The organism is Mycobacterium sp. ELW1, assembly GCF_008329905.1.
GTDB lineage: Bacteria > Actinomycetota > Actinomycetes > Mycobacteriales > Mycobacteriaceae > Mycobacterium.
Genome location: NZ_CP032155.1, coordinates 4,967,545 through 4,986,723, shown reverse-complemented (window position 1 = coordinate 4,986,723; position 19,179 = coordinate 4,967,545). Strand labels below are relative to the sequence as shown.

16 protein-coding genes are annotated in these 19,179 nt (G+C 67.4%); 12 read left to right on the top strand and 4 right to left on the bottom strand.

The window, feature by feature from the left end:
• Window positions 1–5 precede the first annotated feature (5 nt).
• A complete protein-coding gene (locus D3H54_RS23735; RefSeq protein WP_149381721.1) occupies window positions 6–1,016 on the top strand; it encodes a phosphatase PAP2 family protein in 1,011 nt (336 codons plus the stop codon).
• On the opposite strand, the gene D3H54_RS23730 is transcribed toward D3H54_RS23735, so the two are convergent.
• Together D3H54_RS23730 and D3H54_RS23725 are read right to left on the bottom strand one after the other, a co-directional pair.
• Window positions 987–1,595 (bottom strand): hypothetical protein, encoded by a 609-nt coding sequence (locus tag D3H54_RS23730; RefSeq protein WP_286198990.1) that lies wholly within the window; start codon window positions 1,593–1,595, stop codon window positions 987–989. The genes D3H54_RS23735 and D3H54_RS23730 overlap by 30 nt on opposite strands.
• A gap of 4 nt (window positions 1,596–1,599) precedes the next feature.
• On the bottom strand, window positions 1,600–2,658 hold the full coding sequence (locus tag D3H54_RS23725) for a M23 family metallopeptidase (RefSeq protein WP_149381717.1): 1,059 nt from the start codon (window positions 2,656–2,658) through the stop codon (window positions 1,600–1,602).
• A 260-nt stretch (window positions 2,659–2,918) separates the two neighbouring features.
• Here D3H54_RS23725 and sucC point away from each other — a divergent pair, with 260 nt between their 5' ends.
• From sucC to D3H54_RS23710, 3 genes are all read left to right on the top strand, one after another.
• Window positions 2,919–4,082, top strand: coding sequence for an ADP-forming succinate--CoA ligase subunit beta (gene sucC, locus D3H54_RS23720; RefSeq protein WP_149381715.1), 1,164 nt, complete (start codon window positions 2,919–2,921; stop codon window positions 4,080–4,082).
• A gap of 14 nt (window positions 4,083–4,096) precedes the next feature.
• On the top strand, window positions 4,097–4,999 hold the full coding sequence (gene sucD, locus D3H54_RS23715) for a succinate--CoA ligase subunit alpha (RefSeq protein ID WP_149381712.1): 903 nt from the start codon (window positions 4,097–4,099) through the stop codon (window positions 4,997–4,999).
• Window positions 5,000–5,108: 109 nt separating this feature from the next.
• Window positions 5,109–6,641, top strand: a complete 1,533-nt coding sequence (locus D3H54_RS23710) for an acetyl-CoA acetyltransferase (protein WP_149381710.1) — start codon at window positions 5,109–5,111, stop codon at window positions 6,639–6,641.
• On the opposite strand, the gene D3H54_RS23705 is transcribed toward D3H54_RS23710, so the two are convergent.
• Window positions 6,638–7,489: an LLM class F420-dependent oxidoreductase gene (locus D3H54_RS23705; RefSeq protein ID WP_149381708.1), complete on the bottom strand. Its 852-nt coding sequence runs from the start codon at window positions 7,487–7,489 to the stop codon at window positions 6,638–6,640. The two genes, D3H54_RS23710 and D3H54_RS23705, sit on opposite strands and share 4 nt — an antisense overlap.
• A 119-nt stretch (window positions 7,490–7,608) precedes the next feature.
• On the opposite strand from D3H54_RS23705, the gene sfnG reads away from it, so the two are divergent.
• From sfnG to D3H54_RS23665, 8 genes are all read left to right on the top strand, one after another.
• Window positions 7,609–8,739 (top strand): dimethylsulfone monooxygenase SfnG, encoded by a 1,131-nt coding sequence (sfnG, locus tag D3H54_RS23700; protein WP_149381706.1) that lies wholly within the window; start codon window positions 7,609–7,611, stop codon window positions 8,737–8,739.
• A 169-nt stretch (window positions 8,740–8,908) separates the two neighbouring features.
• Window positions 8,909–9,718 carry a DUF5336 domain-containing protein gene (locus D3H54_RS23695; protein WP_149381703.1) on the top strand — a complete coding sequence of 270 codons (810 nt, stop codon included), beginning with the start codon at window positions 8,909–8,911 and terminating at the stop codon, window positions 9,716–9,718.
• 49 nt (window positions 9,719–9,767) lie between these two features.
• On the top strand, window positions 9,768–11,174 hold the full coding sequence (locus D3H54_RS23690) for a cell division protein PerM (RefSeq protein ID WP_149381701.1): 1,407 nt from the start codon (window positions 9,768–9,770) through the stop codon (window positions 11,172–11,174).
• Between the two features lie 30 nt (window positions 11,175–11,204).
• Window positions 11,205–11,834 (top strand): phosphoribosylglycinamide formyltransferase, encoded by a 630-nt coding sequence (gene purN / locus D3H54_RS23685; protein ID WP_149381699.1) that lies wholly within the window; start codon window positions 11,205–11,207, stop codon window positions 11,832–11,834.
• The gene (gene purH, locus D3H54_RS23680; RefSeq protein WP_149381696.1) at window positions 11,831–13,420 is read left to right on the top strand and encodes a bifunctional phosphoribosylaminoimidazolecarboxamide formyltransferase/IMP cyclohydrolase; all 1,590 of its coding nucleotides are present in this window, start codon (window positions 11,831–11,833) and stop codon (window positions 13,418–13,420) included. The genes purN and purH overlap by 4 nt, the downstream gene beginning before the upstream one ends.
• Before the next feature lie 103 nt (window positions 13,421–13,523).
• Window positions 13,524–14,906, top strand: coding sequence for a sigma 54-interacting transcriptional regulator (locus D3H54_RS23675; protein ID WP_149381694.1), 1,383 nt, complete (start codon window positions 13,524–13,526; stop codon window positions 14,904–14,906).
• The gene (locus D3H54_RS23670) at window positions 14,899–16,887 is read left to right on the top strand and encodes a vWA domain-containing protein (RefSeq protein ID WP_149381692.1); all 1,989 of its coding nucleotides are present in this window, start codon (window positions 14,899–14,901) and stop codon (window positions 16,885–16,887) included. The genes D3H54_RS23675 and D3H54_RS23670 overlap by 8 nt, the downstream gene beginning before the upstream one ends.
• A 402-nt stretch (window positions 16,888–17,289) precedes the next feature.
• Entirely contained in the window at window positions 17,290–18,471 is a 1,182-nt protein-coding gene (locus D3H54_RS23665; RefSeq protein WP_149381690.1) for a hypothetical protein, read from the top strand.
• A gap of 63 nt (window positions 18,472–18,534) precedes the next feature.
• Here D3H54_RS23665 and D3H54_RS23660 read toward each other — a convergent pair whose 3' ends face one another.
• Entirely contained in the window at window positions 18,535–19,131 is a 597-nt protein-coding gene (locus D3H54_RS23660) for a DUF1707 SHOCT-like domain-containing protein (protein ID WP_149381689.1), read from the bottom strand.
• Between the last annotated feature and the right edge of the window lie 48 nt (window positions 19,132–19,179).

Genomic DNA, 19,179 nt, shown 5'->3' with positions numbered 1-19,179 from the left:
CGATCGTGACTGCCTTCGTGGTGGCCGCGCTTCTGGTCTGGTGCCTGGTGTGCATCTGGGTGGCGCGTCATCACGAGTTCTTCCTGGCGGCGACGGCGCGCGTGCGGGAGACCCGCGTGGCGGTCACTGGGCGGTCGTGGGCGGTCCGACGCCTCGGCGGACCCGCGACCAGGTTGGCGCAGTGGCTGTCGGTGGACGTGACGGCGGTCTTGGGACTTCTGTCGGGACTGATACTGGTCGCGCTGCTGGCGGCGGGATTCACCAAGCTGCTCGACGGCGTCCTGGAAGGAGAGCTCGACAGCTACGTCGATCGGCCGGTCAGCTGGTGGGTCGCCGATCATCGTGATGGGTGGCTGACCGGAATGATGAAAGTGCTTACCCACGTTGCTGATCCGCTGTCATTGGTGGTGATCACCGTCATCGTCAGCGCATGGGTCTGCTGGCGGATCCGATCCTGGTTGCCCGCGGTGCTCGGGTTGTCCGGGTTGATCGGCGTCGGGGTGGTGGCTGGTGTCGATCGGTCAGCTCGGTCTCGGTCCCGCTCGTCGGCAGGTCTCGCGGCGGTGCTGCGCGCGGTGCGTGCCGCGGTGGTCGGTGTCACCGGGTTGGACGGGCGTCGGCTCTGGGCGGCCGCCGCCTCGTCGGGGGTGGTGCTGGTGGTGGCCAAGTGGATGGTCGGGCGCAGCCGTCCGCCGTCGTGGACCGCCGTGATCGTCGAAGACGGTTTCTCGTTCCCCTCCGGTCACGCCACCGGCGGTGTCGCCGTCGCGGTGCTGCTCGCCTGGATGGCAGGCTGGGTCATCCGGGGTTGGACGGCTCGAGTGGTGCTCTGGGCAGGCGCAGCAACCGCCGCCGGAACAATGGGATTCTCCCGGGTCTATCTGGGTGTGCACTACCTCAGCGACGTGGTCGCCGGGGCTTTCCTCGGTGCGGCGTGGGCGATCGGCGTGATCGTCGTCGGGGCTTGGTGGGAAAGCCGGAGGCGCTCAGCGCAGCCGGCACCAGCGTCGGGTTGACGGGTGCAGCGCCAGGATCAGACTCGCCAGCGGTAACACCGGAATCAGGTACACCGCCAACGGAATTCGCGCTCCGGCGACGAACACGCTGCCGAACGTCAGCAGCGCGATGACGGCGCCGAACGCGATCAGGTAGCGGCCGACGGAGCGGCGCAGCAGTAGCGTGATCACACCGGCGATGCTGGTGACCGCGAACAGCAGGGTCAGGAATCCGACGGCCACGCAGAACAGCCGATCGGTGCCCCACCATCCGGTGATCAGGTCGGTGGCGACGACGCCGGTGGCCCATCCGCTGACGATGCTGACCGCGCTGGCCGCGATCGCGGTTCGCCCGGTGGAGACGTCGACCGCGCCCGGCCTGGCCGGCACCGCGACCGGGGTGGCGCGGCGGATCAGTCCGGTCGGGGCCTCGTCGGCCGGCGGCCGAGGAATGTTGACGGTGTGATCATCGGGCACCGCGGGGATGGGCCCGGTGGGTGCGCGCCGGATGATGCCGGTGCGCGGCTCTTCGGGTTTCGGAATCGGTCCGGACGGCTGGCGCCGGATGATGCGGGTGTGCGGGTCGTTCGGCTCAGACACCAGGTCAGCCGACGTAGGGGCCGACCGAGAGGCCCCGCTTCGCCAGCCACGGCACCGGATCGGTCCGGTTGGTGCCGCCCAGCAGAACTTCGAAATGCAGATGCGGGCCGGTCGAATTGCCCCGGTTGCCGACGGTTGCGATCTGGTCGCCGGCGAATACCCGCTGACCGATCTGGACCGTCCAGGTGTTCACGTGACCGTAGAGGGTGACCGTGCCGTCGGAATGGCGGATCTTCACCCAGGCGCCGTACCCCGCCGTCGGTCCGGCGTCGACGACGATACCGTCGGAGGCGGCGACGATGGGCGTACCGATCGGCGCTGCCAGGTCGACGCCGCCGTGCAGTGCGCCCCAGCGGTAACCGAAGCCAGAGGTGAACACGCCCTTGGTCGGCATGACGAACAGCGGCCGCTGCAGCCGGGCTTCACGCTCGGCGCGTTCCTGGGCGAAGGCCTGTCCATTGGCCAGTTCCTCGCCGTGTACGGCGGCGTCGGCGATCGGCTTCACCGCGATGAGCTGCACGCCGCGCGGCGTGGTGACCGAGCCGTCCATCGGGGTCTTCTCGGCGGCCAGCACGGTCTCGGTGGTGGTTTCGGTGGCGGGCTTGACCGCGGTGTAGGCCGCGGCGGCGGCGGCGCCCGCGGCCATCGCCGCGATCATCACGCGGCCCTTGACGGCGCCGGTCGGCTGCCTGCGGTGCTGCGGCGTGCGGGGCAGCACGTCGGTGTTGTCGTTGTTGACGAAGCGCGGTACCTCAGCGCGGTCATCGCGCGGCGCGGAGAACTGGGTGGGCACCGCCAGGCGCAGGGGCTGGGCGTCGTCGGCGTCGTGCAGATCATCGAGTTCGGGGCAGCGCGCCACCTGAAGGCTGGCGAAAGCGGTGCTCTCGCGGAAATCGATATCGCAGAGATCGCCGAATTCGTTGAACGGGATGATGTCGGTGACGTCGAGTCGCTCCGGATCGAGAGCTCGCTTGACTGGCGCTTGGCGATCGAAAGTCCTGGTCAAAGGCTGCGAGGCCGAAGAAGCTCCGATGGAGGTCGGTGCCGGCCGATGCTGCGTCAAAACTCGAAGTCCCTTAGTTGTGACCAAAGCGTTATCTCAGACCCGGACGACGTTAACGAAGATCCAACACAGGTCGCAACCCAAGAAGTTATTCCGCGGAGGATTGTGAGTTGAATCACTTCAACTCCGCGGTGAGATGTACCACATGAGCGGTAGGCGGGGACGGAGTCCTCGGACGGTCTAGATACAGTTCCCACCGGAGCGACTTCCTAACACCACTTCGTCAACAAAACAGTCAGCGCCGACCAGACAGTGAGCTCATGGATCTTTTCGAATACCAGGCGAAAGAACTGTTCGCCAAGCACAACGTTCCCACCACCCCGGGCCGGGTCACCGACTCACCGGAGGACGCCAAGGCCATCGCCGAGGAAATCGGCAAACCCGTCATGGTCAAGGCCCAGGTGAAGGTAGGCGGCCGCGGAAAGGCCGGTGGCGTCAAGTACGCCGCGACCCCCGACGACGCCTATACCCACGCCAAGAACATCCTCGGCCTGGACATCAAAGGCCACGTCGTGAAGAAGCTGCTGGTCGCCGAGGCCAGTGACATCGCCGAGGAGTACTACATCTCCTTCCTGCTCGATCGTTCCAACCGCACCTACCTGGCCATGTGCTCGGTCGAGGGCGGCATGGAGATCGAAGAGGTCGCCGCGACCAAGCCCGAACGGCTCGCCAAGGTGCCCGTCGACGCCGTCAAGGGTGTCGATCTGGCGTTCGCTCGCGAGATCGCCGAGAAGGGCCACCTGCCCGCCGAGGTGCTCGACGCCGCAGCGGTGACCATCCAGAAGCTGTGGGAGGTCTTCACCGGCGAGGACGCCACCCTGGTTGAGGTCAACCCGCTGGTGCGCACCCCCGACGATCAGATCCTGGCACTGGACGGCAAGGTCACGCTGGACGCGAACGCCGACTTCCGCCAGCCTGGCCACGCCGAGTTCGAGGACAAGGACGCCACCGATCCGCTCGAGCTGAAGGCCAAGGAGAACGACCTCAACTACGTCAAGCTCGACGGCGAGGTCGGCATCATCGGCAACGGCGCGGGTCTGGTCATGTCCACCCTGGACGTCGTCGCGTACGCCGGTGAGAAGCACGGCGGCGTCAAGCCCGCCAACTTCCTCGACATCGGCGGCGGCGCCTCGGCCGAGGTGATGGCCAACGGTCTCGACGTCATCCTGGGCGACAGCCAGGTCAAGAGCGTGTTCGTCAACGTGTTCGGCGGCATCACCTCGTGCGACGCGGTGGCCAACGGCATCGTCAAGGCGCTGCAGATCCTGGGCGACGAGGCCAACAAGCCGCTCGTCGTTCGCCTCGACGGCAACAACGTCGAAGAGGGCCGCCGCATCCTGGCCGAGGCCAACCACCCGCTGGTGATCCAGGCCGAGACCATGGACTCCGGCGCAGACAAAGCCGCCGAGCTGGCCAACAAGTAAGGGACTCAGAACCAATGTCTATTTTCCTGAACAAGGACAACAAGGTCATCGTCCAGGGCATCACCGGCGGCGAAGGCACCAAGCACACCGCGCTGATGCTCAAGGCAGGCACCCAGGTGGTCGGCGGTGTCAACGCGCGCAAGGCTGGAACCACTGTGTCCCACAAGGACAAAGACGGCAACGACATCGAGCTGCCGGTGTTCGGTTCGGTGGCCGAGGCCATGAAGGAGACCGGCGCGGACGTCTCGATCGCCTTCGTGCCGCCGGCGTTCTCCAAGGACGCCATCATCGAGGCCATCGACGCCGAGATTCCGCTGCTGGTGGTCATCACCGAGGGAATCCCGGTGCAGGACAGCGCCTATGCGTGGGCCTACAACGTCGAGAAGGGCGAGAAGACCCGCATCATCGGGCCGAACTGCCCCGGCATCATCACCCCCGGTGAGGCGCTGGTCGGCATCACGCCGAACAACATCACCGGCAAGGGCCCGATCGGGCTGGTGTCCAAGTCCGGCACGCTGACCTACCAGATGATGTACGAACTGCGCGATCTCGGCTTCTCGACCGCCATCGGCATCGGCGGCGACCCGGTCATCGGCACCACCCACATCGACGCCATCGAGGCGTTCGAGAAGGACCCCGAGACCAAGATCATCGTGATGATCGGCGAGATCGGCGGCGACGCCGAGGAGAAGGCCGGCGCTTACATCAAGGCCAACGTCTCCAAGCCGGTCGTCGGCTACGTCGCGGGCTTCACCGCGCCCGAGGGCAAGACCATGGGCCACGCCGGCGCAATCGTGTCGGACGGCGCAGGCACCGCTCAGGGCAAGAAGGAGGCCCTCGAGGCCGCCGGGGTCAAGGTCGGCAAGACGCCGTCGGAGACCGCCAACCTGGCCAGGGAGATCCTGGCGGGTCTGTAATTCTGCATCGAGTGTGCGGTCAGATCGCGAATCCGCTGGGCTGCGCGATCTGGCCGCACTCTCGTTTGTGTTTGGAACACGTTCTAGTTTTCGGTTAGCCTGTCGAACTATGGTCGATCCGCGTACCCCCGTCATCGTCGGCGTCGGGCAGTTCACCGAGCGCATTGACGACCCGGACTACCGCGGCATGTCGGCGGTCGAGCTGGCCACCGAGGCCGTTCGCGCCGCGCTGGCCGACACCGGGGCGGACGTCGCTGCCGTCGCCAGGTCCATCGAGGTGTTCGCGGGCCTGCGGCAGTTCGAGATCTGCACGCCGTACGCGACTGCGCCGCTGGGTTGCTCGGACAACTACATCCGCTCGGTCGCCCGTCGTGTCGGCGCCGACCCGAAGCGCGCCGTGCTCGAATCCATCGGCGGCAACGGCCCGCAGAAGCTGGTCACCGAGTTCGCCGGCGCCATTGCGGCCGGCGAGATCGGGGTGGCATTGATCCTCGGCTCGGAGAACGGCTCGACGCTGAAGACGTTCGCGGGCAAGGCCGATGCCCCCGATCACAGCGAGACGGTGGGCGGCCAGCTCGAGGACCGCGGGTACGGCTTCGAGCAGTACATGAGCGAGTACACCGCCAACCACGGACTGACCGGTGCGCCGGTGCAGTACGGGCTGCTGGACAACGCTCGCCGCGCCCGGCTGGGTCTCGATGTGGACTCCTACCGGCGCAAGATGGCCGAATTGTTCTCCCCGTTCTCGAAAGTCGCTGCCAAGAACCCGTTTTCGTCGTCTCCGGTCGAGCGTTCGGTCGACGAGATCGCGACGGTCACTGCCGAGAACCGGATGATCTGCGACCCGTATCCCCGGCTGATGGTGGCCCGCGACACGGTGAACCAGGGCGCCGCCGCACTGCTGATGTCGGTGGCCGCCGCACGCGAACTCGGTGTGCCGGAAGGCAAGTGGGTGTACCTGCACGGTCATGCGGATCAACGCGAGCAGGACCTGCTGGACCGGGCCGATGTCGGTGTCAGTTACTCGTCCAAACAGGCTGTGACAGAGGCGCTTCGGGTGGCCGGCATCGACATCGACGATGTTGCCACCTTCGATCTCTACAGCTGCTTCCCGTTCCCGGTCTTCACGGTGTGCGACGACTTCGGGCTGGCCGCCGAAGATCCGCGTGGGCTCACCCTCACCGGCGGCCTGCCGTACTTCGGCGGACCGGGCAACAGCTACTCACTGCACGGCATCGCCGAGACCGTCGCCGCGATGCGCGACAAGCCAGGCGCTTTCGGGCTGGTGGGCGCCAACGGTGGTGTGATGAGCAAATACTCGGTGGGGATCTACTCCACCACTCCGGTCGAGTGGGCGCCTGACCGCAGCAAGGAACTGCAAGCGGACATCGCCGCCCTGCCGAAGGTGCCGGTCACCCGTAACGCCAACGGCAGCGGCGTGATCGAGACCTACTCGGTGCGCTACGACTGGCCCGAGCGCACCGGGGTCATCATCGGTCGCCTCGACGCCGACCTCAGCCGCTTCATGGCCATCACCACCGATCCGGCCCTGGTGGCGTTGATGAGCGACGGCGACCCGCTGGGCGCCGCGATCAACGTGACCGCGGGCGAGGACGGCAAGAACCGCGCGACGCTGGCCTAGAGGTCCATGGCAGCGAGCTTGCCTGCCAGCCGTTCCACGTAGGCGGCGACCTCGTCGGCCGGCTTGTCGGGGAGCCCGAACAGCACCTCGGTGACGCCAATTTCCTTCCAGTGCGCCAACTTCTCGGGCACCGGCTTGAAGTCGAGCGCCACGATCTGCGGGGCGCCCTCGCGGCCGGCGGCCGCCCAGGTGTCGTGCAGAAGCTTCACCGGCTCATCGATGTCGAAGTCGCGCGGCGTGGTGATCCAGCCGTCGGCGGAGCGGGCGATCCACTTGAAGTTCTTCTCGGTACCCGCCGCGCCGACAAGAACCGGGATGTGCGACTGGACCGGCTTGGGCCACGCCCAGCTGGGGCCGAACTTGACGAATTCGCCGTCGTACTCGGCTTCTTCCTGCGTCCAGAGCGCCCGCATCGCCTCCAGATACTCGCGTAGGCAGGTGCGGCGGCGCCCGGCCGGCACGCCGTGGTCGGCCAGCTCGTCGGTGTTCCAGCCGAAGCCGACGCCGAGGCTTACCCGGCCGCCGGACAGATGATCAAGGGTGGCAATCGATTTCGCCAACGTGATCGGGTCATGCTCGACGGGCAGTGCGACCGCGGTGGACAGCCGCACCTTCGAGGTCACCGCGGCCGCGGTGCCCAGGCTGACCCACGGATCCAGGGTGCGCATGTAGCGGTCGTCGGGCAGCGACTCGTCACCGGTGGTGGGGTGGGCGGCCTCGCGCTTGACCGGGATGTGCGTGTGCTCGGGCACGTAGAACGTCGTGAAGCCGTGGTCATCGGCGAGTTTGGCTGCCGCCGCCGGGGCGATGCCGCGGTCACTGGTGAACAGAACGAGCCCGTAATCCATGGGCTGCATTAGAACGAGTTGCCCAACACCGGGCAAGGCGGCGTCTCAGTGGGCGACATCTGCACTCTCGGCGAGTAAAAGGGGTGACCCCGCCGACGGTCGTCGCAACCATGCAAACCATGACGACCGAACGCATCGCCGACCAAGTGAAGTTCGCCTACTGGGTTCCGAATGTCAGTGGCGGTCTGGTGACCAGCACCATCGAGCAACGCACCGACTGGAACTACGACTACAACGTCAAGCTCGCGCAGACCGCCGAGAACAACGGTTTCGAGTACGCGCTGTCCCAAGTCCGCTACGAGGCCAGCTACGGCGCCGAATTCCAGCACGAGTCCACCAGCTTCTCGCTGGCACTGCTGCTGGCCACGCAGCGCCTCAAGCTCATCGCCGCCGTCCACCCCGGTTTGTGGCAGCCCGGGGTGCTGGCCAAGCTCGGTGCCACCGCCGACCACCTGTCCGGCGGCCGCTTCGCCGTCAACGTGGTCTCGGGCTGGTTCAAAGACGAATTCACCCACCTCGGTGAGCCCTGGCTCGAGCACGACGAGCGCTACCGGCGGACCGCCGAATTCCTGCAGGTGCTGCGCAAGATCTGGACCGAAGACGAGGTGGATTTTCGCGGTGACTTCTACCGCATCCACGACTTCACGCTGAAGCCCAAGCCGCTCAACACACCGCAACGGCCCAACCCGGAGATCTTCCAGGGCGGCAACTCCACCGCCGCGCGGCGTAACGGCGGCTACTACGCCGACTGGTACTTCTCGAACGGCAAGGATTTCGACGGCGTCACCGAGCAACTCGTCGAGGTTCGCGACCACGCCCGCGACGCCAACCGGGAAGTCAAGTTCGGACTCAACGGCTTCATCATCGCCAGAGACACAGAAAGAGAGGCGAGGGAAGTCCTTCGAGAGATCATCGCCAAGGCCAACAAGCCGGCCGTCGACGGTTTTCACGCCGCCGTGCAACAGGCCGGCGCCTCGACCGCCGACAAGCGCGGGATGTGGGCCGACTCGACCTACGAAGACCTTGTCCAATACAACGACGGCTTCCGCACCCAGTTGATCGGTACCCCCGAGCAGATCGCCGAGCGGATTTCCGCCTACCGCAAGCGCGGAGTGGATCTCATCCTCGGTGGCTTCCTGCACTTCCAGGAGGAGATCGAGTACTTCGGCGCGCGGGTGTTGCCGTTGGTGCGTGAAATCGAAGCTGCCGAAAGCGATTCGATCGCAGCGCCGCTTCAGGCCTCCGCCTGAGCCGTGACGGCCGGTTACCAACTGCCTGTGTGACACGCCGATGGTCGCGGTGGGCGCGGCGCTGTGCGATAGCGTGGTGTGCGAACGCCGACCTGCGGGTCCGTTCGCGAGCCACAACCGACGCAGCGCCGCGGGGGATGCGCGGCGTGACAAGGCTGAAGGAGAGGCCATGACTTATCCGCCCACCAATCCGGGCTACCAACCGTCGCAGCCGACCGGCCCCTACGGGGCGCCCACACAGTCGTTCGCGCCGGCCGAGGCCGGACCGAGCAAGCTGCCGCAGTACCTGAACATCGCCGCCATCGTGCTGGGCCTGGCGGCGTACCTGGCCAGTTTCGGGCCGATCCTGACGGTCCACGCCGACCTCGGTCCCTTCGGGGGCGCCGAGCTGACCGGCGGTGGGGGCGGCTACCCGGTGGTCGCGACCCTGGTTGCCGCGCTGCTCGCGGCGGCTGCCCTGCTGCCGAAGGCCCGGGACTACGGCGGCGTCATCGCCACGGCATCGGTGATCGCGGTGCTGATGGCGATCGCTCAGGTCATCAGCAAGCCGACCGGCTTCTCCGTCGGTTGGGGGCTGTGGCTGCTGCTCGCCTTCACCCTGCTGCAGGCCATCGCCGCGGTGGCGGCCCTGCTGCTGGAGGCCGGCATCATCACCGCGCCGGCGCCCCGGCCCCGATACGAGCAGTTCGGTCAGTACGGCCCGCCTCCCGGCGGCTACTACGGCCAGCCCGGTCCGCAGGGCCCGCCGCAGGGACTTCCGCCGCGGCCGAATTACCCGTCCCAGTACGGCGGCGGCTACACGTCCGGTCCGCCGAACTTCGGCGGCGCGCAGAGCGGTCCGCCCACCCCGCCGACCGGTTTCCCGAGCTTCAGCCCGCCGCCGTCGAGCGGCTCGGGTCAGCAGCAGCCCGCCGGACAGCCGGAACAGCAGCAGCCCCAGGCGCCGTCATCGTCGCCGTCGGGTCAGAGCCCGTCCTAACCGGGCGCTCTTCGCGCACCACGCCTGACCGGCGCGTCGAGTGACACGGATGGAGGACAAGCGGCCAGTCGGCGCGCGCCAAGCGCGTGACCTGGTCAGGGTTGCGTTCGGCCCGTCGGTGGTCGCCCTGGTGGTGATCGCCGCGGTGACCCTGCTGCAGCTCGTCATCGCCAACAGCGACATGACGGGCACCTTGGGTGCGATCGCCAGCATGTGGCTGGCGGTGCATCAGGTGCCCATTTCGATCGCCGGGCACCAGCTTGCGGTGTTGCCGCTGCTGCCGGTGCTGTTGATGGTCGCGGGCACCGCACGCACATGCGCGCATGCGACCTCACCGCGCGCCTCCTGGTTCGTGACCCGGTGGATCGTCGCGTCGGCCATCGGCGGCCCGCTGCTGTTCGCGGCGATCGCGCTGGCAGTGATCCACGATGCCTCGTCGGTGATCACCGAGCTGCAGACCCCGAGCGCACTGCGCGCATTCTCCGGAGTGCTGGCGGTGCACGGCATCGGAGCGCTGATCGGGGTCGGCTCGCAGGTGGGCTGGCGGGCGCTGACGGCCCTGCGGTTACCGCTGTGGCTCGGCGACACCGTGCGGGCCGCCCTGGCGGGCCTGCTGGCTCTGCTGGGACTGTCCGGTGCGGTCACCACGGTGTCGCTGGTCGTGCACTGGGGCACCATGCACGAGCTGTACGCCGTCACCGATTCGCTGTTCGGGCAGCTCAGCCTCACCTTGCTGTCCGCCCTGTACGTGCCCAACGTGATCGTCGGGACCTCGGCGATGGCGGTCGGATCGAGCGCCCATATCGGGTTCGCCACGTTCAGTTCGTTCACCGTCTTCGGCGGCGACATCCCAGCGGTGCCGATCCTGGCCGCGGTGCCGACACCACCGCTCGGGCCGGTGTGGGTTGCGCTGCTGATCGTCGGCGCCGCATCCGGGGTGGCGGTCGGGCAGCAGTGCGCGCGCAGACCGCTGCCCTGGCCGACGGCTCTGGCGAAAGTCGCGGTCGCATCACTGCTGGCGGCCGTGATCATGGCGGTGCTTGGCTACGCCGGCGGTGGACAGCTCGGTAATTTCGGCGACGTCGGGGTGGACCAGAGCACCTTCGGCCCGGCGGTGTTCTTCTGGTTCTTCGCCATCGGCGCGCTCACCGTGGTGCTGACCGGCGGCGTGCGGCGCCGTCCGAAACGGGTGAAGCCGCCGGCTCCGGCGGCGCCGGTCGACGAACCGCTCTTCGACGGCGACCTCGACGGCGACCTCGCGGACGACGACGAGGCGCTCACCACGCCCATCCCGGACATGGCAGCCGAGCCGGACCCGGAATCCGAGGCCGAACCGGAACCCGAGCCGGACCCGGCCCCGCCGCCGCAGCCGGTACGGCCGGCACCCGATCTGGAGGACGTCGAGGACCTGATGGTCGTCGACGACGACATCGAGACCGGGCCGCCCGAGCGTTGAACCTTCGCACGTGCCGTTAGGCTCATCGCCGTGCAGCATCCGATCCACATCCCGCCGAGTGCGCCGGCACGACTCGTCGTCCTGGCCTCGGGAACCGGATCGCTGCTGCAGTCGCTGCTGAGCGCGGCCGTCGGCGACTATCCCGCGCGGGTCGCCGCGGTCGGGGTGGACCGGGACTGCCGCGCCGTCGAGATAGCGCAGGCCGCGTCCATCCCCACGTTCTGCGTGCGTCTGAAGGACCACCCGAGCCGCGCCGACTGGGACACCGCGATCGCCGATGCCACCGAAGCGCACCGCCCCGACCTGATCGTGTCGGCCGGGTTCATGAAAATACTTGGGCCGGAATTTCTTTCACGATTCCTGGGCCGCGTCGTCAACACTCACCCGGCGCTGCTTCCGGCGTTTCCGGGTGCTCACGCGGTGCCCGACGCGCTGGCCTACGGGGTCAAGGTCACCGGTTGCACCGTGCATCTGGTGGACGCCGGCGTGGACACCGGCCCGATCCTGGCCCAGGAACCCATCGAGATTCTCGACGATGACGACGAAGACACGTTGCACGAACGCATCAAGGTCACCGAACGGCGGCTGTTGGTGGATGTGCTGGCCGCGCTGGCTCAGCGCGGAGTGACCTGGAGTGGCAGAAAGGCGACCATAGGATGACCGCGGGGACTGTAGGCAAGAGGCCGATCCGGCGCGCGCTGATCAGCGTGTACGACAAGAGCGGGCTGATCCCGCTCGCGCAGGGTCTGCACGAGGCGGGCGTGGCCATCGTCTCCACCGGCTCGACCGCCAAAACCATTGCTGACAAAGGCATTCCGGTCACCCCGGTGGAGTTCGTCACCGGCTTTCCCGAGGTGCTCGACGGCCGGGTCAAGACACTGCACCCGCACATCCACGCCGGCTTGCTTGCCGACACCCGCAAGCCGGAACACCTCGCGGCGCTCAACGAGCTGAAGATCGAGCCGTTCGATCTCGTTGTCGTCAACCTCTATCCGTTCACCGAGACGGTCGATTCGGGCGCCGAGGTCCAGGAGTGCGTCGAGCAGATCGACATCGGCGGTCCCTCGATGGTGCGTGCCTCGGCCAAGAATCATGCCAGCGTGGCGGTCGTCGTCGACCCGCTCGGATACGACGGCGTTCTGGCCGCGGTCCGGTCCGGTGGTTTCACGCTCGCCGAGCGACAGAAGTTGGCGGCACTGGCATTTCGGCACACCGCCGAATACGACGTCGCGGTGGCCGGCTGGATGGGCTCGGTGCTGGCCCCCGAGGAGGGTGCAGAAGACGATGCGGGGGCACTCCTGCCGCCGTGGTTCGGCCGCACCTGGAAAAGGACGTCGCAGCTGCGCTACGGCGAGAACCCACATCAGCAGGCCGCGCTCTACAGCGACGAGGCCGGCTGGCCGGGTCTGGCCCAAGCCGAGCAGCTGCACGGAAAAGAGATGTCCTACAACAACTTCACCGATGCCGACGCGGCGTGGCGGGCGGCGTTCGATCACGAGGAGATCTGCGTTGCCATCATCAAGCACGCCAACCCGTGCGGCATCGCGATCTCGTCGGTGTCGGTGGCCGATGCGCACCGCAAGGCCCACGAATGCGATCCGCTCAGTGCATTCGGCGGGGTGATCGCGGCCAACACCGAGGTCACCGTGGAGATGGCCGAGTTCGTCTCGGAGATCTTCACCGAGGTCATCATCGCGCCGGCGTATCAGCCCGGTGCGGTGGAGATCTTGGCCCGTAAGAAGAACATTCGCGTGCTCGTCGCCGCCCAGCCGCTGATCGGCGGAGCGGAGTTGCGCCAGATCAGCGGAGGTCTGCTGATCCAAGAGCGCGACGGGATCGACGCACCTGGCGACGACCCGGCGAACTGGACGCTGGCGACCGGCACCCCCGCGAACGCGGCGACACTGGCCGACCTGCGGTTCGCCTGGCGCACCTGCCGTGCGGTGAAGTCGAACGCGATCGTGGTGGCCGCCGACGGCGCCACGGTCGGGGTGGGCATGGGCCAGGTCAACCGTGTCGACGCGGCTCGGCTGGCGGTCGAGCGCGGCGGAGAGCGGGTCCGCGGTGCGGTGGCGGCCAGCGACGCGTTCTTCCCGTTCCCGGACGGCCTGGAGACGCTGACCGAGGCCGGTGTCAAGGCCGTCGTGCACCCCGGCGGATCGATGCGCGACGAGCTGGTCACCGAGGCCGCGGCGAAGGCCGGGATCGCGCTGTACCTCACCGGGGCCCGGCACTTCGCGCACTGACCGCGGGTGTTCACACACTGAACGTGGGTATTCCGCGGGGCCAAATATGACTTTGCGCTGACCGCGTAATGCCCCGGTGGCGTGGCAGTCGTAGCGTGGAGAGGTGACTTCACCTGACAACCTCCCCCGCACTCTCGGCGAACTGCGCGCTTCCGGGCACCGGGAGCGCAGCGTCAAGCAGGAGATCCGGGAGAACCTCCTGACCGCGCTGGCCGACGGAGATGAGGTCTGGCCTGGCATTTTCGGCTTCGAGGACACCGTGCTGCCGCAGCTGGAGCGGGCACTGATCGCCGGCCACGACTTCGTCCTGCTCGGCGAGCGCGGGCAGGGCAAGACCCGGCTGCTGCGGTCGTTGCAGAATCTGCTCGACGAGTGGACGCCGGTGATCGCCGGATCCGAACTCGGCGAGCATCCCTACACGCCGATCACGCCGGAGTCGATCCGGCGGGCCGGGGAATCGGGCGACGATCTGCCCATCGAGTGGCGCCACCGCAGCGAGCGCTACACCGAGAAGCTGGCCACCCCCGACACCAGCGTGGCGGACCTGGTCGGTGACATCGACCCGATCAAGGTCGCGGAGGGGCGCAGCCTCGGTGACCCGGAGACCATCGCCTACGGCCTGATCCCGCGGGCGCATCGCGGCATCGTCGCGGTCAACGAGCTGCCCGATCTGGCCGAGCGCATCCAGGTCTCGATGCTCAACGTCATGGAGGAGCGCGACATCCAGGTGCGTGGCTACACGCTGCGGCTGCCGCTGGACGTGCTGGTGGTCGCCAGCGCCAACCCTGAGGACTACACCAACCGTGGGCGCATCATCACCCCGCTCAAGGACCGCTTCGGCGCCGAGATCCGCACCCACTACCCGCGTGAGCTCGACGCCGAGGTCGGCGTGATCACCCAGGAGGCGCACCTGTCGGCGCAGGTTCCGACCTACCTGATGCAAATCATTGCCCGGTTCGCGCGCTATCTGCGCGAGTCCAACTCGGTCGACCAGCGTTCCGGTGTGTCGGCGCGCTTCGCGATCGCCGCCGCCGAGACCGTCGCCGCCTCGGCGCGGCACCGCGGTGCGATCCTGGGCGAGGACGAGCCGGTGGCCCGTGTCGTGGACCTGGGCACGATCGTCGACGTGCTGCGCGGGAAGCTGGAGTTCGAGTCCGGCGAGGAGGGTCGCGAGCAGGCGGTGCTCGAGCATCTGCTGCGGCGCGCCACCGCCGACACCGCGCAGCGGGTGCTGGGCGGTATCGACGTCGGCACGCTGGTTGCGGCCGTCGAGGGTGGCTCGGCGGTGACCACCGGTGAGCAGGTCGCGGCCAAGGACGTGCTGGCGGCGTTGCCAGACCTGCCGGTGATCGACGAGATCGCCAAGCGACTGGATGCCGAAACCGAGGGGGAACGGGCCGCCGCGCTCGAATTGGCGCTGGAGGCACTGTATCTCGCCAAGCGGATCGACAAGGTGACAGGAGAAGGCGAAACCGTCTATGGCTAAAGCGGATCGGGGACACGCACACGACTCCCGGTATTCGGCGTATACCGGGGGACCTGATCCGCTTGCCCCGCCGGTGGATCTGCGCGACGCGCTCGAGCAGATCGGGCAGGACGTCATGGAAGGCACGTCACCGCGGCGTGCCTTGTCCGAGCTATTGCGGCGCGGAACCAAGAACACCAAGGGTGCTGACCGGCTCGCCGCCGAGGTAAACCGTCGACGTCGAGAATTGTTGAACCGCAACAACCTTGACGGCACCCTGCAAGAGATCAAGAAGTTGCTCGACGACGCGGTGCTCTCCGAACGTAAGGAACTGGCGCGCGCCCTGGACGACGACGCCCGATTCCAGGAGCTGCAGATCGAGTCGCTCTCACCGTCGCCGGCCAAGGCGGTGCAGGAGTTGTCGGATTACAACTGGCGCAGCCCCGAGGCGCGCCAGAAGTACGAGCAGATCAAGGATCTGCTCGGCCGGGAGATGCTCGATCAGCGGTTCGCCGGCATGAAGCAGGCGCTGGAGAACGCGACGGATGAGGACCGGCAAGCGGTCAACGAGATGCTCGACGACCTGAACGATCTGCTGGACAAGCATTCTCGTGGCGAGGACAGCGCGCAGGATTTCGACGACTTCATGCGCAAGCACGGTCAGTACTTTCCGGAGAATCCGAAGAACGTCGAGGAACTCCTCGATTCGCTGGCCCAGCGGGCCGCCGCCGCGCAGCGCTTCCGCAACAGCCTCACCCCCGACCAGCGCGCCGAGCTGGATGCGTTGGCGCAGCAGGCTTTCGGTTCGCCACAACTGATGAACGCGCTGAATCGGCTCGACTCCCACCTGCAGGCCGCCCGGCCGGGCGAGGATTGGACCGGTTCGTCGGAATTCTCCGGCGACAACCCGCTCGGCATGGGGGAGGGCGCCCAGGCGATGGCCGACATCGCCGAACTCGAGCAGCTCGCCGAGCAGCTGTCGCAGAGCTACGCCGGTGCCACCATGGACGACGTTGACCTCGACGCGCTGGCCCGCCAGCTCGGCGATCAGGCCGCCATCGACGCGCGCACGCTGGCCGAGCTGGAACGTGCCTTGATGAACCAGGGCTTCCTGGATCGCGGCTCCGACGGCCAGTGGCGGTTGTCGCCCAAGGCCATGCGCCAGCTCGGGCAGACCGCGCTTCGCGATGTCGCCCAACAGCTTTCGGGCCGCCACGGCGAGCGCGACACCCGTCGTGCCGGCGCTGCCGGCGAACTCACCGGCGCCACCCGGCCCTGGGCGTTCGGTGACACCGAGCCCTGGAACGTCACCCGCACCCTGACCAACGCGGTACTGCGGCAAGCCGGCGGGCCCACCGAAGGGCCGCTGCGGATCAGTGTCGACGATGTCGAGGTGTCGGAGACCGAGACTCGCACACAGTCGGCGGTGGCGCTGTTGGTCGACACGTCGTTCTCGATGGTGATGGAGAACCGGTGGCTGCCGATGAAGCAGACCGCGCTGGCGCTCAACCACCTGGTGAGCACCAGGTTCCGCTCGGATGCGCTGCAGATCATCGCCTTCGGCCGCTACGCCCGCACCGTGACCGCGGCCGAGCTGACCGGGCTCGAAGGTGTCTACGAGCAGGGCACCAACCTGCACCACGCACTGGCGCTGGCGGTCCGGCATCTGCGCCGCCACCCCAACGCCCAACCGGTGGTGCTGGTGGTCACCGACGGTGAGCCCACCGCGCACCTGGAGGATTTCGACGGTCAGGGTTCGTCGGTGTTCTTTGACTACCCGCCGCATCCGCGGACCATCGCGCACACTGTGCGCGGGTTCGACGAGGTCGCCCGCCTCGGTGCGCAGGTGACGATCTTCCGACTCGGCAACGACCCGGGCCTGGCCAGATTCATCGATCAGGTCGCGCGCCGCGTCGGGGGCCGGGTTGTGGTTCCCGACCTGGACGGCCTGGGCGCGGCGGTCGTGGGCGACTACCTGCGGTCGCGTCGGCGCCGGCGTTGAGCTGAGAAGCTCTCAGGTATTCAGCAAAGCCGGGCCGGGCCTGCGTCGCGGCCCGGTCGATGGTGTGGTTAGCAAAGGGTGTGGCAAACCAGTTTGTTATTGACGTCAACGTTCTCGGGCGCAGGGCGTTAGCGAACACGTGCAACACGTCGGTAACCCGTATGTTTCCCCACCGTCAATTGGCTACCGGACGCCCGTCCGTACTGCGTGATTGGTGTGAAAAAAGCGAAGTACTTAAGTCCCTGAATTCCGTGGTACCGCTTGCCGAGGGGCAAACAGCCCCTTAGTATCTATCAGGATCTTCTAAGATTCGTATCAGCAAAGCACCGAGTTCGTCACGACCCTGGCGAACCGCACCAACAAGGGGAATTAGCAATGGCGTCAAGGACTCGGCCTTTCCTGATGACCGGCGCGGCACTGGCCAGTGCCGCCGCCATCGTCGCCGCCTCACCGGCGTACCTTCCGACTCACGACATCGCGCTGGGTACCTCCACCCCGCTGCCGCTGTCCACGGCCAAGTACGAGCTGACGGCGATCACCGACATCACCATCCAGGGCATCAACGACGCCTACTGGTTCGGTTGGGGCGGCTACATCCAGACCGACAACACCTACTACCCGGGCGTGAGCGACGTCTACGTCAGCGGCGCCTCGGGTGTTCTGTACTACCTCGTCGACAACGCCGCCGAGACGTTCCTCCCCGGCTTCGACCTCGACAACTACTACTTCGAGATCGGCGCTCCCTCGATTCCCTACGTGGGCGCCGGTGAGCTCTTCGGCACCAGCTCGCCGATCTTCCAGGCGGCGCAGGCGACGTTCTACTACGGCATTCCGAACGTCATCAACTCGATCGTCTCGTCGGCCGCGCAGCTGGTCCCGACCTTCGATCTCGGCCCGGTCAAGCTCGGTGGCGGCATCCTGGCCAGCCTGTTCTTCTACGGACAGACGCCGGACTACGACCCCGACACCGGCACGGGCTTCAGCTACAGCACCAACGGCCTGTCGGCGATCCTGGCCTACGTGGCGACGTCCATCTCGGACAACCTGCCCGGCGCGGCCTCGGCCGCCGGACTGGCCGGGGCGGTCAGCGCGGCCGCGACGACCATCCAGAACGACATCAAGGGTCTCGAGACCGCGGTGAAGTCCGCCGCCGGTATCACCACCACCGCGTCGTCCGCGGCGTCGAAGAAGGTCGCCGCCGAGGCCAAGACCGAATCGGAGACCACCTCGACCGGTGGCTCGTCGACCGAAGGCACGACGTCGACCGAAGGCACGACGTCGACCGACACCTCGACGTCGACCGACACCACGTCGTCGACCGACACCACGACGTCGACCGACGACACCGCCACCACGCCCGCCAAGTCGACCGGCGCTGCGTCCCCGAAGGCCCCGACGTCGTCGACGAAGCCCACCACCAAGCCGGCCAAGCCGCAGAACCCGCTCGCCAAGATCGGCAAGCGGATCTCGGACGCGCTCAGCGGTGGCAAGAAGACCAAGACGGAGTCCAGCAAGTCGAGCGATTCCAGCTCCTCGAGCTCGTCGTCGTCGAGCAGCTCCAGCTCGGGCGACAGCTCGAAGTAACCCCCGCACCAACAACTTCGGCCCCTTCCTATGTGGAAGGGGCCGAAATTGTGTGCGGACTGCCTAGTGCGCCTCGGGGGCGTTGGGCTTTCGGTTCTTGCGTTTGATGCCGACACCGCCCCACAACGAGAAACCGCGGACGGTGACTTTCGGCGCACCCGGCGTACCCGGGCCGTCCACGTCGTGGTCGAAGCCACCCATCACACCCACCCCGTGGACCTCGAGATTGATCTCCGGCGGCAGCAGGATGGTCTGGCCGCCCATGATCGAATACGCGTGGATCTCCACGTTCGCCGATGTGAAGTCGGCGTAGCGCAGGTCGACGACGCCCCCGCCGAAGAGGGTGAAGGTCGTGATCCGGCCGGGAACATTCCAGCGGCCGCGGCGCTCGAACCCGCTGAGGATCGCCAACAGCAGCGTCTTGGGTGCCGGGTTCGACGCACCGCGCCGGTTCGAGGCGTCGGCGGCCTCCGGCAAGTCCTCGGTGAGCCGATCAAGATCCTCGTAGGTCTGCGCGGCGTACGCCTTCGCCAACCGCTGCTCGTACTCACTGAGCGCCAGACGCCCCCGTGAGGCGGCCTCGCCGAGCAATTGGGCAACCTGGATGCGGTCTGCGTCGGCAGCCCGCGTCGATGCGTCCCGCGGTGTCAAGTTGCTCATCGCTTACGAGGGTACGACTCTGATCGGCAACCGCAAGAGTGTTCGCTG

What these genes read in the sequence shown, in the direction of transcription:
- sucC (WP_149381715.1), top strand. Translation starts at nt 2,919, where the DNA reads ATGGATCTTTTCGAATACCAGGCGAAAGAACTGTTCGCCAAGCACAAC.
- sucD (WP_149381712.1), top strand. Translation starts at nt 4,097, where the DNA reads ATGTCTATTTTCCTGAACAAGGACAACAAGGTCATCGTCCAGGGCATC.
- D3H54_RS23710 (WP_149381710.1), top strand. Translation starts at nt 5,109, where the DNA reads ATGGTCGATCCGCGTACCCCCGTCATCGTCGGCGTCGGGCAGTTCACC.
- D3H54_RS23705 (WP_149381708.1), bottom strand. Translation starts at nt 7,489, where the DNA reads ATGGATTACGGGCTCGTTCTGTTCACCAGTGACCGCGGCATCGCCCCG.
- sfnG (WP_149381706.1), top strand. Translation starts at nt 7,609, where the DNA reads ATGACGACCGAACGCATCGCCGACCAAGTGAAGTTCGCCTACTGGGTT.
- D3H54_RS23695 (WP_149381703.1), top strand. Translation starts at nt 8,909, where the DNA reads ATGACTTATCCGCCCACCAATCCGGGCTACCAACCGTCGCAGCCGACC.
- D3H54_RS23690 (WP_149381701.1), top strand. Translation starts at nt 9,768, where the DNA reads ATGGAGGACAAGCGGCCAGTCGGCGCGCGCCAAGCGCGTGACCTGGTC.
- purH (WP_149381696.1), top strand. Translation starts at nt 11,831, where the DNA reads ATGACCGCGGGGACTGTAGGCAAGAGGCCGATCCGGCGCGCGCTGATC.
- D3H54_RS23670 (WP_149381692.1), top strand. Translation starts at nt 14,899, where the DNA reads ATGGCTAAAGCGGATCGGGGACACGCACACGACTCCCGGTATTCGGCG.
- D3H54_RS23665 (WP_149381690.1), top strand. Translation starts at nt 17,290, where the DNA reads ATGACCGGCGCGGCACTGGCCAGTGCCGCCGCCATCGTCGCCGCCTCA.
- D3H54_RS23660 (WP_149381689.1), bottom strand. Translation starts at nt 19,131, where the DNA reads ATGAGCAACTTGACACCGCGGGACGCATCGACGCGGGCTGCCGACGCA.